General features: G+C 56.6%; 16 protein-coding genes. 5 read left to right on the top strand and 11 right to left on the bottom strand.

The features are described 5' to 3' along the window. The first annotated feature begins 485 nt into the window (after positions 1-485). Positions 486-1,648 (top strand): IS3 family transposase gene (locus BKX96_RS22835; RefSeq protein ID WP_143512461.1). Its coding sequence is split into 2 segments (ribosomal slippage): positions 486-747 and positions 747-1,648, totalling 1,164 coding nucleotides; the frame shifts between segments, so codons are not numbered across the junction. Here the strand turns inward: BKX96_RS22835 and BKX96_RS32495 are convergent. Genes BKX96_RS32495 through BKX96_RS22810 form a run of 5 tightly spaced genes read right to left on the bottom strand, consistent with a single transcriptional unit; the run spans position 1,641 to position 7,256 of the window. Beyond that, positions 1,641-2,654 carry a TniQ family protein gene (locus tag BKX96_RS32495; protein WP_077185538.1) on the bottom strand — a complete coding sequence of 338 codons (1,014 nt, stop codon included), beginning with the start codon at positions 2,652-2,654 and terminating at the stop codon, positions 1,641-1,643. The two genes, BKX96_RS22835 and BKX96_RS32495, sit on opposite strands and share 8 nt — an antisense overlap. 14 nt (positions 2,655-2,668) lie before the next feature. Continuing rightward, positions 2,669-3,733, bottom strand: a complete 1,065-nt coding sequence (locus BKX96_RS22825; RefSeq protein ID WP_077185537.1) for a TniQ family protein — start codon at positions 3,731-3,733, stop codon at positions 2,669-2,671. 14 nt (positions 3,734-3,747) lie between these two features. Next, complete coding sequence (locus BKX96_RS22820; RefSeq protein ID WP_077185536.1) at positions 3,748-4,683, bottom strand: TniB family NTP-binding protein; 936 nt, start codon at positions 4,681-4,683, stop codon at positions 3,748-3,750. 1 nt (position 4,684) lies between these two features. Continuing rightward, a complete protein-coding gene (locus BKX96_RS22815) occupies positions 4,685-6,637 on the bottom strand; it encodes a TnsB C-terminal domain-containing protein (RefSeq protein WP_082240499.1) in 1,953 nt (650 codons plus the stop codon). Then, the gene (locus BKX96_RS22810; RefSeq protein ID WP_077185534.1) at positions 6,618-7,256 is read right to left on the bottom strand and encodes a TnsA endonuclease N-terminal domain-containing protein; all 639 of its coding nucleotides are present in this window, start codon (positions 7,254-7,256) and stop codon (positions 6,618-6,620) included. Before BKX96_RS22810 ends, BKX96_RS22815 begins: the two co-directional genes overlap by 20 nt. 1,053 nt (positions 7,257-8,309) lie before the next feature. Here BKX96_RS22810 and BKX96_RS22805 point away from each other — a divergent pair. The 3 genes from BKX96_RS22805 (at position 8,310) to BKX96_RS22795 (ending at position 12,356) form a co-directional block, all read left to right on the top strand. After that, positions 8,310-8,810 carry a sigma-70 family RNA polymerase sigma factor gene (locus BKX96_RS22805; protein WP_077185533.1) on the top strand — a complete coding sequence of 167 codons (501 nt, stop codon included), beginning with the start codon at positions 8,310-8,312 and terminating at the stop codon, positions 8,808-8,810. Positions 8,811-8,850: 40 nt separating this feature from the next. Next, positions 8,851-9,834 carry a FecR family protein gene (locus tag BKX96_RS22800; protein WP_077185532.1) on the top strand — a complete coding sequence of 328 codons (984 nt, stop codon included), beginning with the start codon at positions 8,851-8,853 and terminating at the stop codon, positions 9,832-9,834. Positions 9,835-9,932: 98 nt separating this feature from the next. Continuing rightward, complete coding sequence (locus tag BKX96_RS22795) at positions 9,933-12,356, top strand: TonB-dependent siderophore receptor (protein WP_077185531.1); 2,424 nt, start codon at positions 9,933-9,935, stop codon at positions 12,354-12,356. Positions 12,357-12,440: 84 nt separating this feature from the next. Here the strand turns inward: BKX96_RS22795 and BKX96_RS22790 are convergent, their stop codons facing one another. Beyond that, on the bottom strand, positions 12,441-13,592 hold the full coding sequence (locus tag BKX96_RS22790) for an MFS transporter (RefSeq protein WP_077185530.1): 1,152 nt from the start codon (positions 13,590-13,592) through the stop codon (positions 12,441-12,443). 170 nt (positions 13,593-13,762) lie between these two features. Between BKX96_RS22790 and BKX96_RS22785 the strand changes: the two genes are divergently transcribed. Next, positions 13,763-14,755, top strand: a complete 993-nt coding sequence (locus BKX96_RS22785) for a hypothetical protein (protein WP_077185529.1) — start codon at positions 13,763-13,765, stop codon at positions 14,753-14,755. A 111-nt stretch (positions 14,756-14,866) separates the two neighbouring features. Here the strand turns inward: BKX96_RS22785 and codA are convergent, their stop codons facing one another. The 5 genes from codA to BKX96_RS22760 all read right to left on the bottom strand — a co-directional run bounded on the left by codA (position 14,867) and on the right by BKX96_RS22760 (position 19,509). Next, the gene (gene codA / locus BKX96_RS22780) at positions 14,867-16,114 is read right to left on the bottom strand and encodes a cytosine deaminase (RefSeq protein WP_046817867.1); all 1,248 of its coding nucleotides are present in this window, start codon (positions 16,112-16,114) and stop codon (positions 14,867-14,869) included. Positions 16,115-16,276: 162 nt separating this feature from the next. Beyond that, entirely contained in the window at positions 16,277-17,107 is an 831-nt protein-coding gene (locus BKX96_RS22775) for an alpha/beta fold hydrolase (protein ID WP_077185528.1), read from the bottom strand. Positions 17,108-17,191: 84 nt separating this feature from the next. Then, positions 17,192-17,548, bottom strand: a complete 357-nt coding sequence (gene queD, locus BKX96_RS22770) for a 6-carboxytetrahydropterin synthase QueD (RefSeq protein ID WP_008056290.1) — start codon at positions 17,546-17,548, stop codon at positions 17,192-17,194. Positions 17,549-17,623: 75 nt separating this feature from the next. Then, on the bottom strand, positions 17,624-18,703 hold the full coding sequence (locus BKX96_RS22765; protein WP_077185526.1) for a patatin-like phospholipase domain-containing protein: 1,080 nt from the start codon (positions 18,701-18,703) through the stop codon (positions 17,624-17,626). Positions 18,704-18,807: 104 nt separating this feature from the next. Continuing rightward, positions 18,808-19,509 carry a murein L,D-transpeptidase catalytic domain family protein gene (locus BKX96_RS22760; protein WP_046817870.1) on the bottom strand — a complete coding sequence of 234 codons (702 nt, stop codon included), beginning with the start codon at positions 19,507-19,509 and terminating at the stop codon, positions 18,808-18,810. Positions 19,510-19,546: the final 37 nt, after the last annotated feature.

Below are 19,546 nucleotides of genomic sequence, written 5' to 3'. Positions count from 1 at the left end.
AAAACTCTCGCTGCTGGCATTCAATGATCAAAACTGACTGATTATTGATTAAAATGCGCAGCGTCCCTAGCGTCTGGCATGTATCTGACCGGGGACGCGAACCAGCATGGTTTTTCACTACGATTGGAATTCTTTTCGTTAAGAATGGAATCAGCCAACCATAGCCAGCCGTGTCGCGGAAACCTTAAACGCCAGTATGGGCGCCGTGCGTGAAAGGTTTTATGTCGTGACGTGGTGCCATTGCTAGAGGAATTTCCGCGGTGCAGCGCCAAATTGCGACGCTCCGAAGCACATGGGTAATTGCACAGACTTGCCCACCCGTTTGCATTCGACTTGACCAGTCGTTTGCATTCCCACTGACCACTTGTTTGCATTCGAGCTGACCAGAAGGATTGGAATTGTCTCTCTATCTTTTGAGGGTTGTAGTGGTCTAATGAAACCGGACACCCATTTAGGCGAGAATGCTCGCCAGATAGAGGTGTCTGATGACCAAACAACGTCGTTCCTTTTCCGCTGAATTCAAACGCGAGGCCGCAGGCCTCGTGCTCGATCAAGGCTATAGYCATATCGAAGCCAGCCGCTCGCTTGGGGTGGTCGAGTCCGCGTTGCGTCGCTGGGTTAACCAACTCCAGCAGGAGCGCAACGGCTTGACTCCGCAGAGCAAGGCGCTGACGCCAGAGCAACAGAAAATCCAGGAATTGGAAGCTCGAATCGCTCGCCTTGAGCGGGAGAAATCCATTTTAAAAWAGGCTACCGCGCTCTTGATGTCGGAAGAGCACGAGCGCACGCGCTGATTGATCAACTGAGCCCCCAAGAGCCGGTTGATTGGCTTTGCGCAGTCTTTGATGTCACTCGTTCGTGTTACTACGCCCACCGCCTCAGGCGCCGAACTCCGGACGTTGAGCGGCTTCGGTTGCGCAGTCGGGTCAACGAACTGTTTACGCAAAGTCGAAGTGCCGCCGGTAGCCGCAGCATCGTGTCGATGATGCAGGAAGACGGTGAGCAAATCGGGCGGTTCAAGGTGCGTGGCCTGATGCGGGAGCTGGAGTTGGTTAGCAAACAACCTGGATCACATGCCTACAAACAAACGACGGTTGAGCGGCCTGACATTCCGAACATCTTGAATCGAGAGTTTGATGTGCCGGCGCCGAATCAAGTCTGGTGTGGCGACATCACCTACATCTGGGCTCAAGGGAAATGGCATTACTTGGCTGTCGTTCTGGATCTCTACGCACRCCGAATTGTGGGTTGGGCGCTGTCAAACAAGCCGGATGCGGATCTGGTCATCAAGGCGTTGGACATGGCTTACGAACAGCGTGGCAGGCCTCAAGGGCTGCTGTTTCACTCGGATCAGGGCTCGCAATATGGCAGTCGCCAGTTTCGCCAACGGCTCTGGCGTTACCGCATGCGCCAAAGCATGAGCCGTCGTGGAAACTGTTGGGATAATGCGCCGATGGAGCGTGTGTTTCGCAGCTTGAAAACTGAATGGATACCGACCGTGGGCTACATGACAGCTCAAGAAGCGCACCGCGACATCAGTCATTACCTGATGCATCGGTACAACTGGATTAGACCGCACCAATTCAATAACGGACTGGCCCCAGCTCAGGCCGAGAAAAAACTTAACGTCGTGTCCGGGATTAGTTGACCACTACACTGTATCCGTAAAGCTCGCCTTCGGCGATCAACCTTTTCAGCAACGGAACGTTAAGGTTGAGTGCCTTTGATGCGACCTCCAAGGAAGCCAGCTGCCTTGGCTCACTGGGTAAATGGATGCCGAGATGCGAATTGTCTCTGGTGCAATCTGGATACAACGAATGCGCTTCAAGCTCAGAACGAACAAAATCAAAGGCGGGGCTCGTAAGTCCTTCATAGATGTTCATTCTCAAACGATCTGCATGTCTCGTCGCTGAATTCCTCTTGGAGGTTGCAATGCGGGCATCCAGTTTTTGAAGTGAGCAATGAAAGTTAGCTGGCCAGTCTGACAAAAGTCGGCCGGCCATAGAGGTCATTTGATAAGCGTTCTCTACCTTGCACAGGTTGTTGGTTCTCTTCGCAAAGGCATTTTCAGCAGTGCATCCAAAGTCTGCTAACCACATTGCAATGCAGTGAAGATCCAGGGCATGCAATTGATCGATAGGGGAGCCGCCGTCAGAGTCGGTGCCCCTCAGTCGTTTTTCAAATTCACAACACAACCACACCGCCTCTTTAGAGGCGATGTGGTGAGCTGTTGTGCAGTTGAAGATTGAGGCACCACAACGCAGGCATTTTTGGCATTCGATGGTCTGAAGGTTGAAAGGGCTTGCGCAGTGGTGGCATCGATCCCTAAGCAAAATGTTATGTGAAGCGCATACAGTGTTAAGTGTCAGATCCCAGGGCTCCTTGATTTGTTGATACTCCGAAAAACAGGAGGTGCAAATTTTTGGCTTTAGACAAGACCACGTTTTGTTTGTGGTTTGAGATGTCAGGTGCTCATAGGCTGATCTCCACGTTGTTGGGAGCAGTGAGTTCGGAAAAATGTTCGGCTGTGTAGAATCCCTAAGGTGTGCCACGAGATCCGTTAACTTTAAAAAGTTGGCAGCAGCTACTCGTTGCAGGAAATTCGTTAGGCTTTCGCCAGGAATAACACTCAGGTCAACTGTTAGGCCGAACATCGGTACGCTCTCCTCTAATAAGAAGAATGGCTCCACGATTCGCGCTTACTCAAAAAGCTCTCCACGCCGGACAGAATAAAGGGGCACCACTTTCGTTGCGTCCCCGCAGGGATCGCGCCGATGACGTGAGAAATGCTGTTGTATACAGTGGCGGCCGTCTCGTTGTATGGCCTAAAACTTCGAGTAGAGGCTAGTAACCTGTGGAAACCATTCGGCCAGTCCAATAGTGCGTTGGTCGCCTTTTTACAGCGCCGATGACAAAGTTTCAGGCTCACGACTTTACGGTTTAAGTCCAGGTACGTCGTACCCGGGTTTTCTGACAGGGCAGCTAGAAATGCTAACAACTCCAGCACGTCCAGCAACTCCATCGAAAGAACTTCATCCGGATAAAAGCGACTGCCATCAGCAATAGGTTGCCTGGTAAATTTGGCTGCAATGATGCTGCTCATTTCTTGTATCTGTTCAGAGCAGTCAGTTGAGGTCGTTTTTGAGTAACGTGCGCCACACGAGCAACGATCGTAAGCGGGGCGTGTTGCTGATAACGGCTTTTCACATGCTGAGCAACTGTCGATCAGCATACATTTATGCATCTCGCAGACGGAAAACGGGGCTAACGACCAGTATGACTTTCCGTATCCAAGTTCCTCCACGCAATGAGGGCACGCGCGGGACGAACTGAGTGCGAGGTGCTTGATCGGCAGCAGATGCCCCTGCAGCCTAATTGTCGATTTGCTCATTAGGGTTGGAATGGTTGGAGATAGTGCTCTCAGGTCCTGGCCTAGCGCTACGCCTAACTGCAGGTGTCGCTGAATCGACATCACCCCATTCTCCGGAAGCATCAGTGCACGCTGCAGAATGGAAATGCCTGAAAGGTGATTTAGTGTAGATACTCGAAAGAGTAAGCTTTCAAGGCTTTCCCAAGGAAAAAGTTTGGTTTTGATCAATAAATTGATGGTGGGTGGTGCAGGCATCTCATTTGCGGCGTGCATTCTATGCATCGCCGCAAGTTTTCTGGCCTCATTTTGTTCTCTCAATATAATTAATTGTTGGTCGACGTATTCAGCACTTTTATAAAACATGGTCGCGCTCCTCGTTATTGTCGATCGTTGTCAACTTTATAGAAAGGTTCGTTGCGCCCGATAAGGGAGCGGAAGTTAAACTGAGAGGAGAAAGGATTTCGGTTGTCCTTTGCGTCACTCCAAACTTCGTCGACAAATGCCTGGAAAAGCACCTCGAGGGTAATTCCCTCTAGTTTGTTTTTTATAACAATAAATGCTGCGCGATCAAGTATCTTTGTCAGATAGTCTATGAGGCCGTAAGAGGCGTAGTAGAATCTCTGCAGCATTTCGCTGGTGGTGAGGCTGACGGACTTAACTTTGATAATGGTCTCCAGGGTTCTGAGTAGCGAGGAAAAATTGTTCGCGGATGGACTGCTGATTTTGAATCTATCAAAATCAATAGTGGCGGAAAAACGCCTGCGCAATTGTTGGTCATTATTCAAGATTTCTTGAGTTTCTCGCATGCCAATAAGGATCACAGCAGCACCGGTGTGGTTCATTAAATACTTGATCCATTTGCTTGTTTCTTCAGTGTTTCGGCGATACTCAACGATGTGCTGAACTTCGTCGAAAATTATTAGCTCAGTACCGAGTGATTTGATTAAGCCCACAATTCGAAGTAATTTAAACTCCGCCGAGTGGCCATGCTTCCTCGCAAAAGGATCTTGTAGAGCCTCCAGAAATGCTTCCCCCATCGATTTTGTGGTGGGCTTTGAGGGTATGTCCATGTAAATGGTCTTAAACTCATGACCGTCAGCGATTTCAATGCGACGATCCTTTATGATCTTTTTGATCATGGTGCTTTTACCAGCACCGCTGGGTCCGCAAATGACAAGTCCTTTCGACTTTCCAGAGGCTCTTGTATCATCGATAACTTCATATACTCGAGCCGAAGTTCTCTCGATCTGAGGGGTGGTAATAAAATGGTTGCTTAACCTGGGTGTCTTTACGGTGGCCGGCGTCAGGTTCATGTCACACCTCCATTGGTGAAAATGATTGAATGGGGAACATCGACGGTGTTCCGTCGCTATCATTTTCCACAAAAGGAAACTCATACGAGTTCGGTGATGGTGCTGCTGTGGGTTGGCTACTAGTGTTTTTATTCAACGCAGCTTCTGTTTTCGCTGCCTCACGTCGAATACGCAGTTTGTTGGAGCGACGTTCCTCTTCTATATCTTTACGGAGTTGATGATATGCGCGCTGAATGGCCTCTCGATCTATGCTGTTTGCATTTTCGGATTTAGCTATTTTTGTCGCAATTTTGTATAAGTCTCGGCTCATGCCTACGAGTCGCTTGTCCTTTGCTGGAACTTCAAAAAATACGTTGCGAAAAGGATCGTGCACCCAAATGTGACCGAGTTCGTCACGATATCTAATCTGTACCTTTTTTTCTTCTCCCAATCTAATTCGTAAGCTGGCGAGCTCATCAGAGTGATAAAAGTTGTTGGACAGTTGGATGCCATACGCTTGTATAGTCGAAAGTTTCCTGTGCGATAACGCGGTCTCCAGGGCGTCAAGATCTGCCGGCATCTGTATGACACGAGATGGCTCCATGGCTTTCCAGACTGCCATGGGTGTTTTCGAGTCAAGTCCTTTGTGTGGCGTTTGGTGATAGATGTCGACTATCCATTTAATAAGGGCTGACTCGAGGGCCTGCAACGTTAGGCACGCGTGCTTTTCAGGAATGTAATCCCCGCGTTCTTTGACATTTGAAAAGGTAGTGCCTGGAAGCGTATGAATGAGCCCCATATTTAGAGTTCTAAAAAAACGCTCGACAGCACCCTTCATTTGAGGGCCCCTGGAGCGTGGAAACATTATTTCGATACCCATTTCCGTAAATGCGATGACCAGATTATCAGCGTGAAATTCGGCAGCGTTATCAGGAACGATGCGCAAGGGGAGGCCGCGAGCTGGCCATTCATTTATAACTTTAGGGAATTTCGCAAGCCAAGATGCTTTAGGACTAATTGCTCTTTCTATCACTCGCAGAACACTTTCTGTATTGGGTGCTGCAAAGTGAAGCCAGTACGCCATGATCATCCTGCTATAGCGGTCCAGTACGACAGTCAGGAAAGGGCGTCCAATCATACGACCTGTAACTGGGTCCACGGTCATGACATCGAGAGGCGTATGGTCAATTTCCCAACGATCTAGAATATTGCTGACGGTAAGTTGTCCAACTGCTTTCGGGTATTTTTTTTCCGCCGCATGCCGTCCATTCTTTTTTACTTCGACCTCGTAAGGGTCGAGCTTGTTGATGTAGCGTCGAACAGTAGAGTCTGAAATATATTTCAGTTGAGCAGACGGCAATTTATCGTTGTTGTATTCGTGTGTGCGGCGAATAAACTCTTCATAGACTTGCGTAATTGGTGCCGATTCGGGTTTAAAGTAAATCGTGTTTAGAGTATCTAGGAGTAGGTCCTCTAACTCGGGAGTGTATACCGTGGCTCTACCTTTTTTTGCGTGCAGAGGTACTAAAGCAACAATGCTGTTGCCTTTCGCTTTGTAATACCATCGCCTAAACGTAACCGCTGAGGGGGCTCCCTTCGTGTCTTCAAGCTGCTTAGCAAGATCCGGAAGCAGTTTATTTAAGTCTTTTCTGCTTGGGAGTTTGCCTTCAAACGTTTGCGCAGCATCGAGATAGCGTTTACGTCGTACCGCCTCGGCCGAGTGATTTTTCGGAAAGCACGTTAAGTCTGGCGCAACATTACGAACGTAAGGGATTTTGCCTAGGTGAGGCTGATTTGTATCGATAGTGATCTTTCGTTCATCAAAAAGTTGGTAAAACTCTCTCTCGGAGAAAGTAATAGGTTCTCCATATTCGTCCTTGAAGATTAGTTTGTGGTTTACACTTTTTCCGAAAAAGCGCATAGCGCGATCTTCATGGATTATCACAAGGGAGGGTTTAAGCGAAAAGGTTTTCATGGCGATGACCACCGGTCAGGAAAATTGGAGTCGAGGCGGAAACAGGATTTCTCAGATCTATACCTATGTAACCCAAACCTAATAATCGCCATGCTTCTTGCGCACCCAACAGATCAATCAAGTCAGCCATTGTCTGAGGAGGCGCGCTGTTGAACTTAGAGCTCAAGCTTTCACTGTATGCTTCTGATACGTCCGCTCCGCGCCGGTGGTACATCAGCGTTAAAAGGTTGTCAGCCATTGGCATCGCGAGAATTAATTTTTCTGTCGCGATATGAAATGTACGCTCCGTACTTGCGAAGTGAGCTTGTATCGCCTTGGTTTTCAGCGTCACCTTATGGTTGAGAAGGCGCATCGATGGTTTAACTTCAAACCACCCCGTCGTCCCATCGACAAAATCGACGCATACATCTGGTATGTATTTGGTTTCCTTGCCGTCGATGGGAAATACTTCCAATGACGGCTGGACTTCATATGTCAGGACTTCAGGGGAGAGCTCTAGGAAACGAAGGAAGCTAGCTTCCAACTGGGATTCCCAGGCAATAGGCAGTCCATTCTTACGTGACGGGTGAAATCCCCTGAAATGGTTGGACCTTCGCGTTACGACTTTTCGTACAGGCATCTGCAACTCCCTCACAAGCGTGCGTCTACACAACGCTCGACAAGTGCATTGGACTTGGGGCTTTCGACAGGCAACACTTTCCTGTCGAGTGGCCTCGCTGAAATCGAAGTTATGGGAGGGGGTTGACAGACGACGAAAAAAAGGAAGAAACTACACGCACCACACGTAGTAGTTTTTCTTGTTTTTCGTCGCGGTCTTAACCCCTCAAGGTTGGCCGCGTTTTACATTCTGGAACCTCCTCTTTAAAGCCAGGTAGTGAGTCTAAAACTCATTTCTGGCTTTTTGCGTTTTAATGACGAACGGTTCACAACCCCCCCCGGCAAAGCCAGAGTCTTTTGCCAAGCCATTTTTTACACGTAGTTATAATATCCTGCACCTTTCGGTGATTTGATAACGTGTAAGCGTAAACTCTGTGCATTTCCTTTTGATGGGTAACACGTAAGTATAACTCAAAGCGCCTGTCCTTCAGCTAATAACAAGTAAGTGTATTTCGGCGAGTATCTCATCACCTGCTAACACGTAAGTGTATTCTAGCGCCTGCAACTAACGCTGATAACTCGTAAGTATAAGCTTCTACGTACTGCAGTAGGTCGGCGCGCCGATAGGGTCGAATCTTAAGTCAATGAAATTGGCGATTACAATAATTATTTTGAGGGTGGTTAGTTTTATTTTTTTTACGGGATGAGTTTTATCAGTAACTGTCGGGAATATTTTGATTAAGTATTTATCGATAGGTGGATACGCAGTGTGCATTGCACATTGCACATACACCTCTCTACTTATCTTTTAGCGTAGGCGCGGAGTTTTCGTGGGCCTTCGGTAGAGTTGGCACCCCTTTCAAACAAGGTGCGAGAGCATGCTTTCGCACGTTTTTTTTGGCAGTCATTGATATTTTTCAAAGAAAACAATTAGTTAGTGATTCTGTCTGGATCATTTATTTGCCATTTTTGTCATTTTTTTTGAAAGCCTACATCGGCCGTGCGGACGCAAATCGTTGCCTTAGGTTAATAGGAAGCATTACTATTCACGCTCTCGCACCCACAGCACACCGCAATGACCCCCAAGCTGCCCCGCAGACACGGCTTTCTCGAGCATTACGAAGAGTTGGTTGGCACCTGGACCCGTCGCCTGAGAAACCGTCAGCAGGCCGAGGACCTGGCCCACGATACCTTCGTGCGGGTGCTCGAGTCGGATTCGGCCGCGGTGCAGCAACCCCGGGCCTACCTGCACCAGACGGCGCGCAACATCGCGGTGGACGGGTATCGGCGCGAGGATCGGCGAGGCGCCCTGGAGTCGGAGGCGATCGATGTCAGTGTGTCATCATCCGGCGACCCGGAGCATTTCATGCAGGCGATCCAGTTGGCGGAGTCCATCGAGCGGGCGCTCACCGAGCTGCCGCTCAACTGCCGCAAGGTGTTTGTCTGGCAGAAAATCGAAGGCCTGACCCAGGCTGAAATCGCCGAACGCCTGGGACTGTCAAAGAACATGGTGGAAAAGTATATGATCCGCACGCTGCGGCATCTGCGCGACCGCCTGGATGGACTGTATCCATGAAGTGCAGCGTGTTCCCATCCCCGGACAAACAGGAACTTCCATGATGGATACCCGTGATTGTGCGTGCGGGCAAACAGCGGTTCGCGATGAAGCGGCGCAGTGGTTTGTGCGTTTGCAGGAGCCCGCGGTCGATGTCGAGGTGTATCGCCAATTCGACAGCTGGCTGAACCAGCACCCTCAACACCGCAACGAATTCGAATGGCTCCAGGGCCTGTGGACAGCGGCCGACCTGGTGCCGGCGGCGCGTTTGCAGGCGTTGTGCGAGCCAGCGCCGAGTCGCACCAGGCAACGCCCGCTGGTGCGCTACGCGGTGGCCGCCAGTGTGGTGGCGATGGCCGTCGGCCTGGGGCTGTTCAGTGTCTTGCAGCCACCGGCGCCCTACACGGCCGAGTTTTCCACGGCACTGGGCGAGCGTCGCCTGGTGGCCTTGCCCGATGGTTCGACGGTCGATCTGGACAGTCGCAGCCGCATCCAGGTGCGCTTTGAAAAGGATCGTCGCGCCATTGAGCTGAGCGAAGGCGAGGCGCTGTTCAGCGTCGAACACGACAGCAGTCGGCCCTTTGTGGTGGAGGCGGGGAGCGGCAAGGTCACCGTCACCGGCACTCGCTTCGATGTGCGCCGGGGCAGCATCGACACCCGGGTGGTGGTAGAGCAGGGCACGGTCAAGGTGCAGGGACGCGACGCCGCCGACGACGAGTTCATCAGCCTGACCGCCGGCCTGGGCAGTCATGTCGATGCCGCGGGCAAGGTCGCTGCGGCCTACGCGGTCAATCCCGCCGAACTGACGGCCTGGCGCAGCGGCAAGCTGGTATTCAACGACGCCAGCCTGGCCGATGTGGCCGAGCAAGTCTCGCGCTATCGGGAGAAGCCGCTCAAGGTCGGCAATGCCGCCGTGGGCAATCTGCGCCTGACCAGCGTGTTCAAGTCCGACAACACCGACGCCTTGCTCAAGGCCTTGCCGAGCATCCTTCCGGTGGCGGTGCGCACCCTCGATGACGGCAGCCAGGAAATAATTTCAAAATAAAATTCAGGTTTTTTTCGAGTTCATCGTCTTCCTGTTCAACTGCAACTGGTTTGCATTAACAAGCGCACACTCTTGCGATCTTCAGGATTACGTTCGACGTGAAAAAGACCACCGCTAAAAACAACAAGTCCACCTGGTTGCCGCTGGCCCTCGCACTGGCGGTCAACCTGGTGCTGCCCCAGGCCTTTGCTGCCGACGCTATCCGTATCCCGGCGCAACCCCTGGGTCAGGCCCTGAGCCAGCTGGGCCAGCAGACCTCGCTGCAGGTTTTTTTCAGCCCTGAGCTGGTGGCCGGCAAACAGGCCCCGGCGGTGGAAGGCAATATCGCGCCGGAAGAAGCGCTGCGCCAGTTACTGCAAGGAAGCGGCCTGCAATACCAGATCGACGAAGGCTCGGTGACGTTGCTGCCAGCCCCGGCTGCTGCGGCAAACGGCCCGCTGGAGCTTGGCGTGACGGACATCAAGGTGGTGGGCGACTGGCTTGGCGATGCCGATGCCGCGGTGGTGCAGAACCACCCCGGCGCCCGTACCGTGATTCGTCGCGAGGCCATGGTCGAGCAGGGTGCGATGAACGTCGGCGACGTCTTGAAGCGCGTGCCGGGTGTGCAGGTGCAGGAAGCCAACGGTACCGGTGGCAGTGATATTTCGCTGAACGTCGGCGTTCGCGGGCTGACCTCGCGCCTGTCACCACGCTCCACCGTGTTGATCGATGGCGTGCCGGCGGCCTTCGCCCCTTATGGCCAGCCGCAGTTGTCCATGGCGCCGATTTCCTCCGGCAACCTTGACAGCATCGACGTGGTGCGCGGCGCCGGCTCCGTGCGTTATGGGCCACAGAACGTCGGCGGGGTGATCAACTTCGTGACGCGGGCGATCCCGGAAACAGCCTCGGCGGAAATCGGCAGCACATTGGAAACCTCCCAGCACGGTGGCTGGAAGCACATCGATACGCTGTTCGCCGGCGGCACCGCCGACAACGGCCTGGGCGTGGCACTGTTGTATTCCGCGGTGAACGGCAACGGTTACCGCAAGAGCAACAATGGCAATGACATCGACGACGTGATCCTCAAGACTCACTGGGCGCCGACCGATGTGGATGATTTCAGCCTCAACTTCCATTATTACGATGCCAGCGCCGACATGCCCGGCGGCCTGACCCAGGCGCAGTATGACGCCGATCCGTTCCAGTCCGACCGCGACCACGACAACTTCAGCGGTCGGCGCAAGGACGTGTCGTTCAAGTGGGTCCGGCAACTCGACGACCGCACCCAGGCCGAAGTGCTGACCTACTACACCGACAGTTTTCGTGGCAGCAACATCGCCGCCCGCGATCAGAAAACCCTCGGCTCGTTCCCGCGCACCTACTACACCTTTGGCATCGAACCACGGGTCTCCCATGTGTTCGATGTCGGCCCGAGCACCCAGGAAGTCAGCGTCGGTTACCGCTACCTGAAAGAAGCCATGCACGAAGAAGCCAGCCGCCTGGCGCTGGTCAACAACGAGCCGGTGGTGCGGCCGGGTTCGGACGGCCACGTCTATCAGGACCGTACGGGTGGTACTGAAGCCAACTCGGTGTACATCGACGACAAGATCGACGTCGGCAACTGGACCGTCACCCCGGGTATCCGTTTCGAACACATTAGCACCGATTGGCATGACCGCCCTGTGCTCGACACCGCCGGCCGGCCGGTGCCGGAGAAGCGCCGCAGTATCGAGAGCAATGAGCCGCTGCCGGCCCTGAGCGTGATGTATCACCTCTCCGATGCCTGGAAACTGTTCGCCAACTACGAGACCTCGTTCGGCAGCCTGCAGTACTTCCAGCTGGGCCAGGGCGGGACGGGTGACGAAACCGCCAATGGCCTGGAGCCGGAAAAAGCCAAGACCTACGAACTCGGTACTCGCTACAACGACGAGGTGTGGGGCGGTGAAGTGACGCTGTTCTACATTGACTTCGATAAAGAGCTGCAATACATCAGTAACGATGCGGGCTGGACCAACCTCGGCGCCACCACGCACAGGGGGATCGAGGCGTCGGTGCACTACGACATGGCGGCACTGGACCCGCGCCTTGCCGGCCTGACCGCGAACGCCGGCTACACCTATACCCGCGCTGTCTATGAAGGCGAGATTCCGGACTTCAAGGGCCGGGACCTGCCGTTCTACTCGCGCCAGGTGGCGACCGCCGGCCTGCGCTACGACATCAATCGCTGGACCTACAACCTGGATGCCTTTGCCCAGTCCAAACAACGCTCGCCGGGCGTGGCGGTGAACGCCGACGGCAGCTTCAGCAACAACTACATCACCGAAGGCACGGCGGATGGGCAGTACGGCGACATTCCGGGCTACGTCACCTGGAACGCGCGCGCGGGCTACGATTTCGGTCCGCAGGTGTCGAACCTGAAGCTCGGGGCCGGGGTGAAAAACATCTTCGACAAGCAGTACTTCACCCGCTCCAGCGACAACAACGCGGGTATGTACGTCGGCACGCCGCGAACGTTCTTTGTGCAGGCCAGCGTCGGGTTCTGACAGACCGAGGTGCCTGCATTCGCTGGCAAGCCATCTCCTACAAGGTTGGCGCAAACCTGCAGGAGTGGCTTGCCAGCGAAGCTTTTAAACCTTCAATACCCTCCCGCCAATCGCCACCGCCAGCAGCAACAACGCCATCAACCCGAAGGCAAAACTCAAACTGGCGGCGTGGGCGACAAATCCGATCAGCGCAGGCCCCGCCAGTATCCCCGCGTAACCCAGGGTGGTAATGGCCGGTACGGCAATGCTTTCCGGCATGACGGTTTGCTTGCCCACCGCGGTGTACAGTACCGGCACGATGTTCGAACAGCCGGCGCCCAGCAACGCATAGCCCGCCAACGCCGCTTCCCAGCTGGGGGCGAACGTGGCCAGGCACAGTCCGGCCGCCGCCGTCACCCCGCCGAAGACGATCACCCGCGTGGCGCCCAGGCGACGCACGATGGAATCACCGGTCAAGCGACCCACCGTCATGGTCAGGGCAAAGGCCGCGTAGCCCAATCCCGCATAAGCCTTGTCGATGCCTCGTTCCTGCGTCAGGAATACCGCGCTCCAGTCCAGGGCGGCACCTTCGGCGAGGAACACGATGAAACACATCCCGCCGATAAACAGCACGATGCCGTGGGGAACGGCGAACGCCGGTCCAGAGCGTTCGCTGCCATAGGGCAGCATGTGCGGTGCAGCCTTGAGCAGTGCAACCAGCAGCAACACATTGACCAGCAGCATCGCGCCCAACGGCGCAAGTCCCAGGCCGAGCAGCGCACTGACGCCCGCCGCACCGACAATGCCGCCCAGACTGAACAGGCCGTGAAACCCCGACATCATGTTTTTGCCACTGGCCCGTTCGACGATCACTGCTTGCAGGTTCACCGTCGAATCCACGGTACCCAGGCCCGCGCCGAACATGAACAAGGCGCCAATCAAGGCCGGAATCGACGATACCGTGGCCAAAAGCGGCAGCGCCGCACAGATGAGCAGGGTGCCGCCGGTCGCCACCTTGCGGCAACCGAAGCGTGAGGCCAGGATGCCGGCCACGGGCATGGCCAGTATCGAGCCGACGCCCAGGCACAGCAGGAGCAAACCCAAGGTGCCTTCATCCAGCCCGGCCCGCGCCTTGGCATACGGCACCAGCGGTGCCCAGGCGGCGATGCCGAAACCGGCGATGAAAAAGGCGATGCGCGTGGACATCTGTTCCAGGCGCCCTGGCACGAATGAGGTCCGGGTGTTGAGGTTGGTCATATCAGTCCTTGGCTAAAAACGTCGCGTCTGCAAGGGACAATGATCCTGCCCCGAGGGTTCGTTCAGCGGACGTGGCGTCCTGCACGCCCACAGGCTGACATCCTTGCACAGCCAGTGCGTGTTTCGCGATATGTTGTGCCGAAGGCAAAGTATCCAGCAGGGAGGGCGCCATGGCGCGGATGTACGATGCACGGGGCAATATCTACGGGGTGGTGGCGCCAGAGGCGCTGCGCCAAATAGGCATCGACGTGCCCGATCAGGCCGGCCACGCCGCGCAAACCCGCAAGGCTTGGGCGCTGGCGGCCATCGAGGCGTGCTGTGCATGGGCGCCGGGCACGCAACCGCCGGGCAGCAAGGATCATCGCAGTGACGGTTTGCTGGTCGGACCCTTTCAGTCATCGCCGCCCTTTGATCTGTTGATCGTCAACACAGACGGCACCCTGGCCGAGCGCAGCGGCAACGGGCTGACGATTTTTTCCCAGGCATTGAGCGACCAGGGGCTTTTCCCCGGCGACGAAGCCTGTGTACTCAGGGTGCATCACGACAAATCCGATACGCCTTCACCGGGGCAGACAGCCGTGAAAGCTGCGCAAGTGGAAGGCGTGCAGGGTTTCTGGCTCGACCTCGGCCAGCCTGGCTTCGGGCCGTCGGCGGTCAGTGCCGGTGGCGTTGAAACAGTCCGGTTGAATGGCCGTGAACTCAGCCATGTGCGGCAATTGTCGGCGCTCAATGGCGCCTGGTCGCGCAGTCAGTTCGCGCGGGTCGGCAATCCCCACTGCGTGACGCTGGTGGACAGCGCCGAGGCCTTGCCGAGCAATGAGCAGATGCGCGAGCCAACGTTGGGCGAAGGGCTGACGCGTATTGCTTTCGCCATGCCCATTGGGGGCGGGAGGCCTTGTGCGGCGGGGATCAATTTGCAATGGGCGATGCACGAAACCGGGCAGCGAGTCGTCGCGCGGGTGTTTGAGCGCGGCGAAGGGCCGACGGCGTCTTCCGGCACTAGCGCCACGGCGGTGGCTTGTGCGGCTTGGCGGGTAGGATGGGTCGAGGCCGGCGAGGTGAAGGTGACGATGCCCGGTGGTACGGCGCCGATTTTGCTGGAAGAGGAGCAGGGGGAGTTGCGTCGGGTCAGCCTGTTTGGTACGGCTCGATTGATGGGTTGAATTTCAAATCGCCTTCGCAGGCAAGCCTGCTCCTACAATGGTTTTTTTCGTTCACAAAACCTGTAGGAGCGGGCTTGCCCGCGAAGGGGCCAGCCCCAGTCACCACAACCTTCAGACCTGTCCGCCGGCAAGCTCCACCACCGGCATCGTCCGCTTCATCAGCACCTGGCCGCCGCGCACCGAATACAGCGGCAAGCCCTGGCTGCGGATAACCTCGTAATCGTTCTCCGCCGAGAGGATCAACAGGTTCGCCGGCCGCCCGGGCTCAAGCCCGTAGCGCTCACCCAGCGCCATGGCCCTGGCGCTATTGACGGTGACCAGGTCCAGGGCGTTTTGCAGGTTGCGATAACCGAGCATGTGACAGATATGCAGGCCGGCTTCGAGCACCCGAAGAATGTTGCCGTTGCCCAGCGGGTACCAGGGGTCGACGATCGAGTCCTGGCCGAAACACACGTTCATGCCGGCTTCCAGCAGCTCGTTGACCCGGGTGACGCCCCGGCGTTTCGGAAAATTGTCGAAACGCCCTTGCAGGTGAATGCTTTCGGTGGGGCAGGAGACGAAGCTGATCCCGGCGTGCCCGAGCAGACGAAACAGCTTGGCGCAGTAGGCGTTGTCATACGAGCCCATGGCCGTGGTATGGCTGGCGGTAACCCGCGAGCCCATGTCGCGGCTGCGGGCTTCTTCGGCCAGCACTTCGAGGAAGCGTGACTGCGGGTCGTCGGTTTCATCGCAATGCACGTCCACCAGGCAACCGGTGCGTTCGGCCAGGTCCATGAGGAACTTAATCGAGCTGACGCCCTGGTCTCGGGTGTACTCGAAATGCGGAATGCCGCCCACCACATCGGCGCCCATGCGAATGGCTTCTTCCATCAGCTCGCGACCATTGCGATACGACTCGATGCCTTCCTGGGGGAAGGCGACGATCTGCATGTCGACCAGATGCCGACTTTCTTCGCGCACCTCGAGCATGGCCTTGAGCGCCGTGAGCTGCGGGTCGGTGACGTCGACGTGGGTGCGCACGTGCTGGATGCCATGGGCGGCGAGGGCCTGGAGGGTTTTCCTGGCGCGCACCTTGGTGTCTTCTTCGGTGATGGTGACCTTGCGCTCGCCCCAGCATTCGATGCCTTCGAACAGCGTGCCGCTCATGTTCCAGCGCGGCTCGCCAGCGGTCAGGGTGGCGTCGAGGTGGATGTGCGGTTCGACGAAGGGCGGTACCACCAGGTTGCCACCGGCGTCCAGGTCGTCGGGGCCCAGGGTCGGCGCTTCGGTCTGCCGGGCGATGTTGCTGATCAGGCCGTTTTCCAGGTGCAGCTCATGCAGGCCTTCCTGGTTGCGCAGCCGGGCGTTGATGATGTGCATCAGGCAGATCCTTTCAGAGAACCGTTTGGACGATAGCTCTACGTTAGCTCGGCAGCGGCAACTGTCGCCAGCGGTCTTTTCGCGGATGTACACGATCCCTGTAGGAGCTGGCTTGCCAGCGATGGCGGCCTCAAGACCAACCCAATGTTCAAGGCGGCCGCGTCAAACCGTCATATCCAACGGCAAAAAACGCATCAACGCCGCCACGATGGCTTCCGGCGCATCTTCCTGCACCAGGTGCCCGGACTTGGCCACCGCATGAAACTGCGCCCCCGGAATCATGCCCTGCAAGGCCCGTCCGCGTTCGATGGGAATCCACTGGTCGTCCTCTCCCCAGAGAATCTGCACCGGGCAGCGAATTGTCGGGTACAGGCCCTCAACCTCGCGGGTGTAGCGTTCGTCCATTTGCGCGATCTGCCGATAGAACGCCGCTTGTCCCGGATCGCCCAGCCACGGTTGCACGTACGGGGCGAGTTCGGCATCCGGGATGTCGCGCTTGATTGCCCCGCGAATATAAGCGGGGACTATGGCCCGCTGAATGTAATCCGGCACACCGCTGAAAGCGGCTTGGTGTTGACGCACATGCTGCACGAACGGCGAACCCCAGGGCGTCAGCGCCACCGGATCGATCAGCGTCAGGCTGCGGTAGTCCTTGCCGTTGAGCAAATGGCAGCGCAGGGCTGTGGCCCCGCCGAAGTCGTGGGCCACCACGTCCGGGCGATCCAGGCCCCAGTGTTCCAGCAACTGCGCCATCAACGGGTTTTGCACACCCAGGGAGACGTCGCCATCGACCTTTTCCGATTGCCCGTAGCCCAGCAAGTCGAAGTAGTGCACCCGGTGCGTGGTGATGAAATGCGGTGCAATACGGTGCCAGACAAAGGAAGAGAAGGGCGTGCCATGCACGAACACCAGCGGCGGGCCATCGCCACGCACGGCGTAGCGAACGGAATGCCCATTGAAGCGATAGCTCTGAGCCAGCGGCCAGTCAGTCATGTGCGTATCCTCTCGGCGGGTGCGAGCCAAAAAGCATAGGCATAAAAAAACCACCGGTCTCGGTGGTTTTTTTGATCGATGGGCTTACTCGCCGCGATAGATGCAACCGCTGGTGCAGGTCTCGTGAATCCGGATCGCACTCAATTCCGGCAGCAGCGGCTTGAGTTCGGCCCATATGAATTTGGCCAGCACTTCGCTGGTCGGATTCTCCAGGCCAGGAATATCGTTCAGATAGTTGTGGTCCAGGCGCTCATACAGCGGCTTGAAGATCGCCTTGATTTCCGAGAAGTCACGAATCCAGCCGGTATGCGGATCGAGGTCGCCACTGAGGTGAATCGCCACTTTGAACGAGTGACCGTGCAGGCGGCCGCACTTGTGGCCGTCCGGGACGTGGGGCAGGCGGTGGGCGGATTCGAAGGTAAATTCTTTGAAGATTTCCACAGTGGTTTCAGCTCTGTTCAGGTGGCGATCGCCGCGGCGATGTGGGCAGGTGGCGAGTTTAACAGCTTGTCCTGACTAAAGGGTCAGCAAGCGTTCGGCGAGACGACCGTTGGCCGCCAGTTCGAGAAACTCGTCGCCCAGGCGGCGGCTTTCATCCATGGTCGTGCGCCAGTATTTCTGGCGGCTCGGGGCATCGCCCATGAAGCGCTTGAAATCATTGCGGTCTGGCAATTTGCCGTAGGGCAGGCGCGCCAGGTACTCCTTCGAGGGTGCCAGCAGTACGACATCCTGCAAGCGCACAGGGCAGGCGCGGCGCCAGGGCAGGGTCTTGTCGAACCAGCCGGGAATCACCCGATCGGTGAAGTGCGGATAAAGCACGATGTCGTTGCCGCTGTAGGGCAGGTCCAGGTGATAGTCCAGCAGACCGCCATCGCGGAACGTGCCCGCACCGGCGCCAGGAAGATGACGCACGCCTTCCATCACCATCGGGATCGAACCCGAGGCGAGCAGGGCCTGGCGCAGATTGGCGCTGTCCAGGGCGACGAAGCGCGAGGGGAAGTCGTTCAGCGCGTTGACCGGCGGTGCCAGGCGCGGGTCGTGGATGATCAGCCGCTCGAAGTGCCGGGACAGCCGTGCACGACCGCGCAGGTTGTCGGCGATCACCGACGACAGGCCCAGGCCCAGGCGGCCGCGATGGTCGTCCGCGAGCAGGCCGTGGCTTTTGACCACCATGATGTTCAAGCGGTAATGAGGGTTGTCGAGCAGGGCCGCGTCACGCCCGTCGAGCAGATCATCGAGCATGCGCCGGGAACTTTGGCTGACCTGCGCCATGGTCACGCCTTTGCTGAAGTTCTGTTCGGTGTAGAGGTGGCCAAGGCGCCGCAGGCCTTCGGCGGCATCCGGCAGGCAGGCGCTGGCAAAACGCCAGGAACCCACCGACGCGCCGATCAACGAGCGCTCGCGCGGCGCCGCCGGCAGCCATTCGCCGAACAATGCCAGGTCCAGCCCCTGAATCCCCAGGGCCTTGGGACCCCCAGCGGCACCGGGTAGCGTGCCGACATCGGCGGCGCTCAAGCCGTTCTGGCGAATGCGTGCCAGTGCCCGGGCGCCAGCCTTGAGGGTCAGGGAGGGGAACTTGATATGGATAGCGGTCATACCGGTCTCGAATACGGGCGAACGAGCGGATTATAAGCGTGTGTTCGACGCAATTTCCCTGATGTCGTGCCCGTTTTTGGCAGATGACCGCTTGCGCGGGATGTTTACTGGCGTGAAGTGACCTTGTCCGACGAGGCTACCGTGCCGCTGCCGCAATTGATGTACGAAGACGATTTCAGCCAGCGTTGGTCCGGATAGTAGGAAAACAGCAGCTGTCCATCCTTCATCGAGTCGATCAGGCGGTGGGCGATGGCCGGCCTGACTGCCGGGCAGCCCAGACTCCTGCCGATGCGGCCGTTGGCGCGAGCCAGCACCGGGCTGACATAGGGCGCGCCGTGGATGACGATGGCCCGGTCAAAGGCGTTATCGTTGAAGCCCGGTTCCAGGCCTTCCATGCGCAGGGAATAGCCGTTCTTGCCGACGTAGCTCTGTTGGGTACGGTACAGGCCAAGGCTGGTGGCGAAGCTTTCATTCTGGTTGGAAAACTGGGTGGTCATGTTTTCGCCGCTGTTGCGGCCATGGGCGACGAGTTCGTGGAAGAGCAACTTGCGTTTTTTCAGATCGAACACCCACAGGCGTTGTTCGGTCGAAGGCAGTGAATAATCGATCACTGCTAGTCTCTGTGCCGGGGCTGCGCCTTGGGTGCGGGTACACTGTGTTGCGCGAACCGCCAGGGCAATGACCTTGGCATTGGCGTTTGGAGCCGCTTTGGCCAGCGCGACTTCGAGCGAATCGGCGTAGGCTGATGGAAGAAAAGCCGACGTCAGCAACAGGACTGGCAGGAAGCCAAAGCGATGTAGCGCCATAAAAATGTCTCATCAGGAATATTTCGAGTCTAGCAGT

It is taken from the genome of Pseudomonas putida (assembly GCF_001976065.1).
GTDB lineage: Bacteria > Pseudomonadota > Gammaproteobacteria > Pseudomonadales > Pseudomonadaceae > Aquipseudomonas > Aquipseudomonas serbica.
The sequence above is the reverse complement of the archived record's forward strand: the minus strand, read 5'-3'. Positions and strand labels throughout refer to the sequence as shown.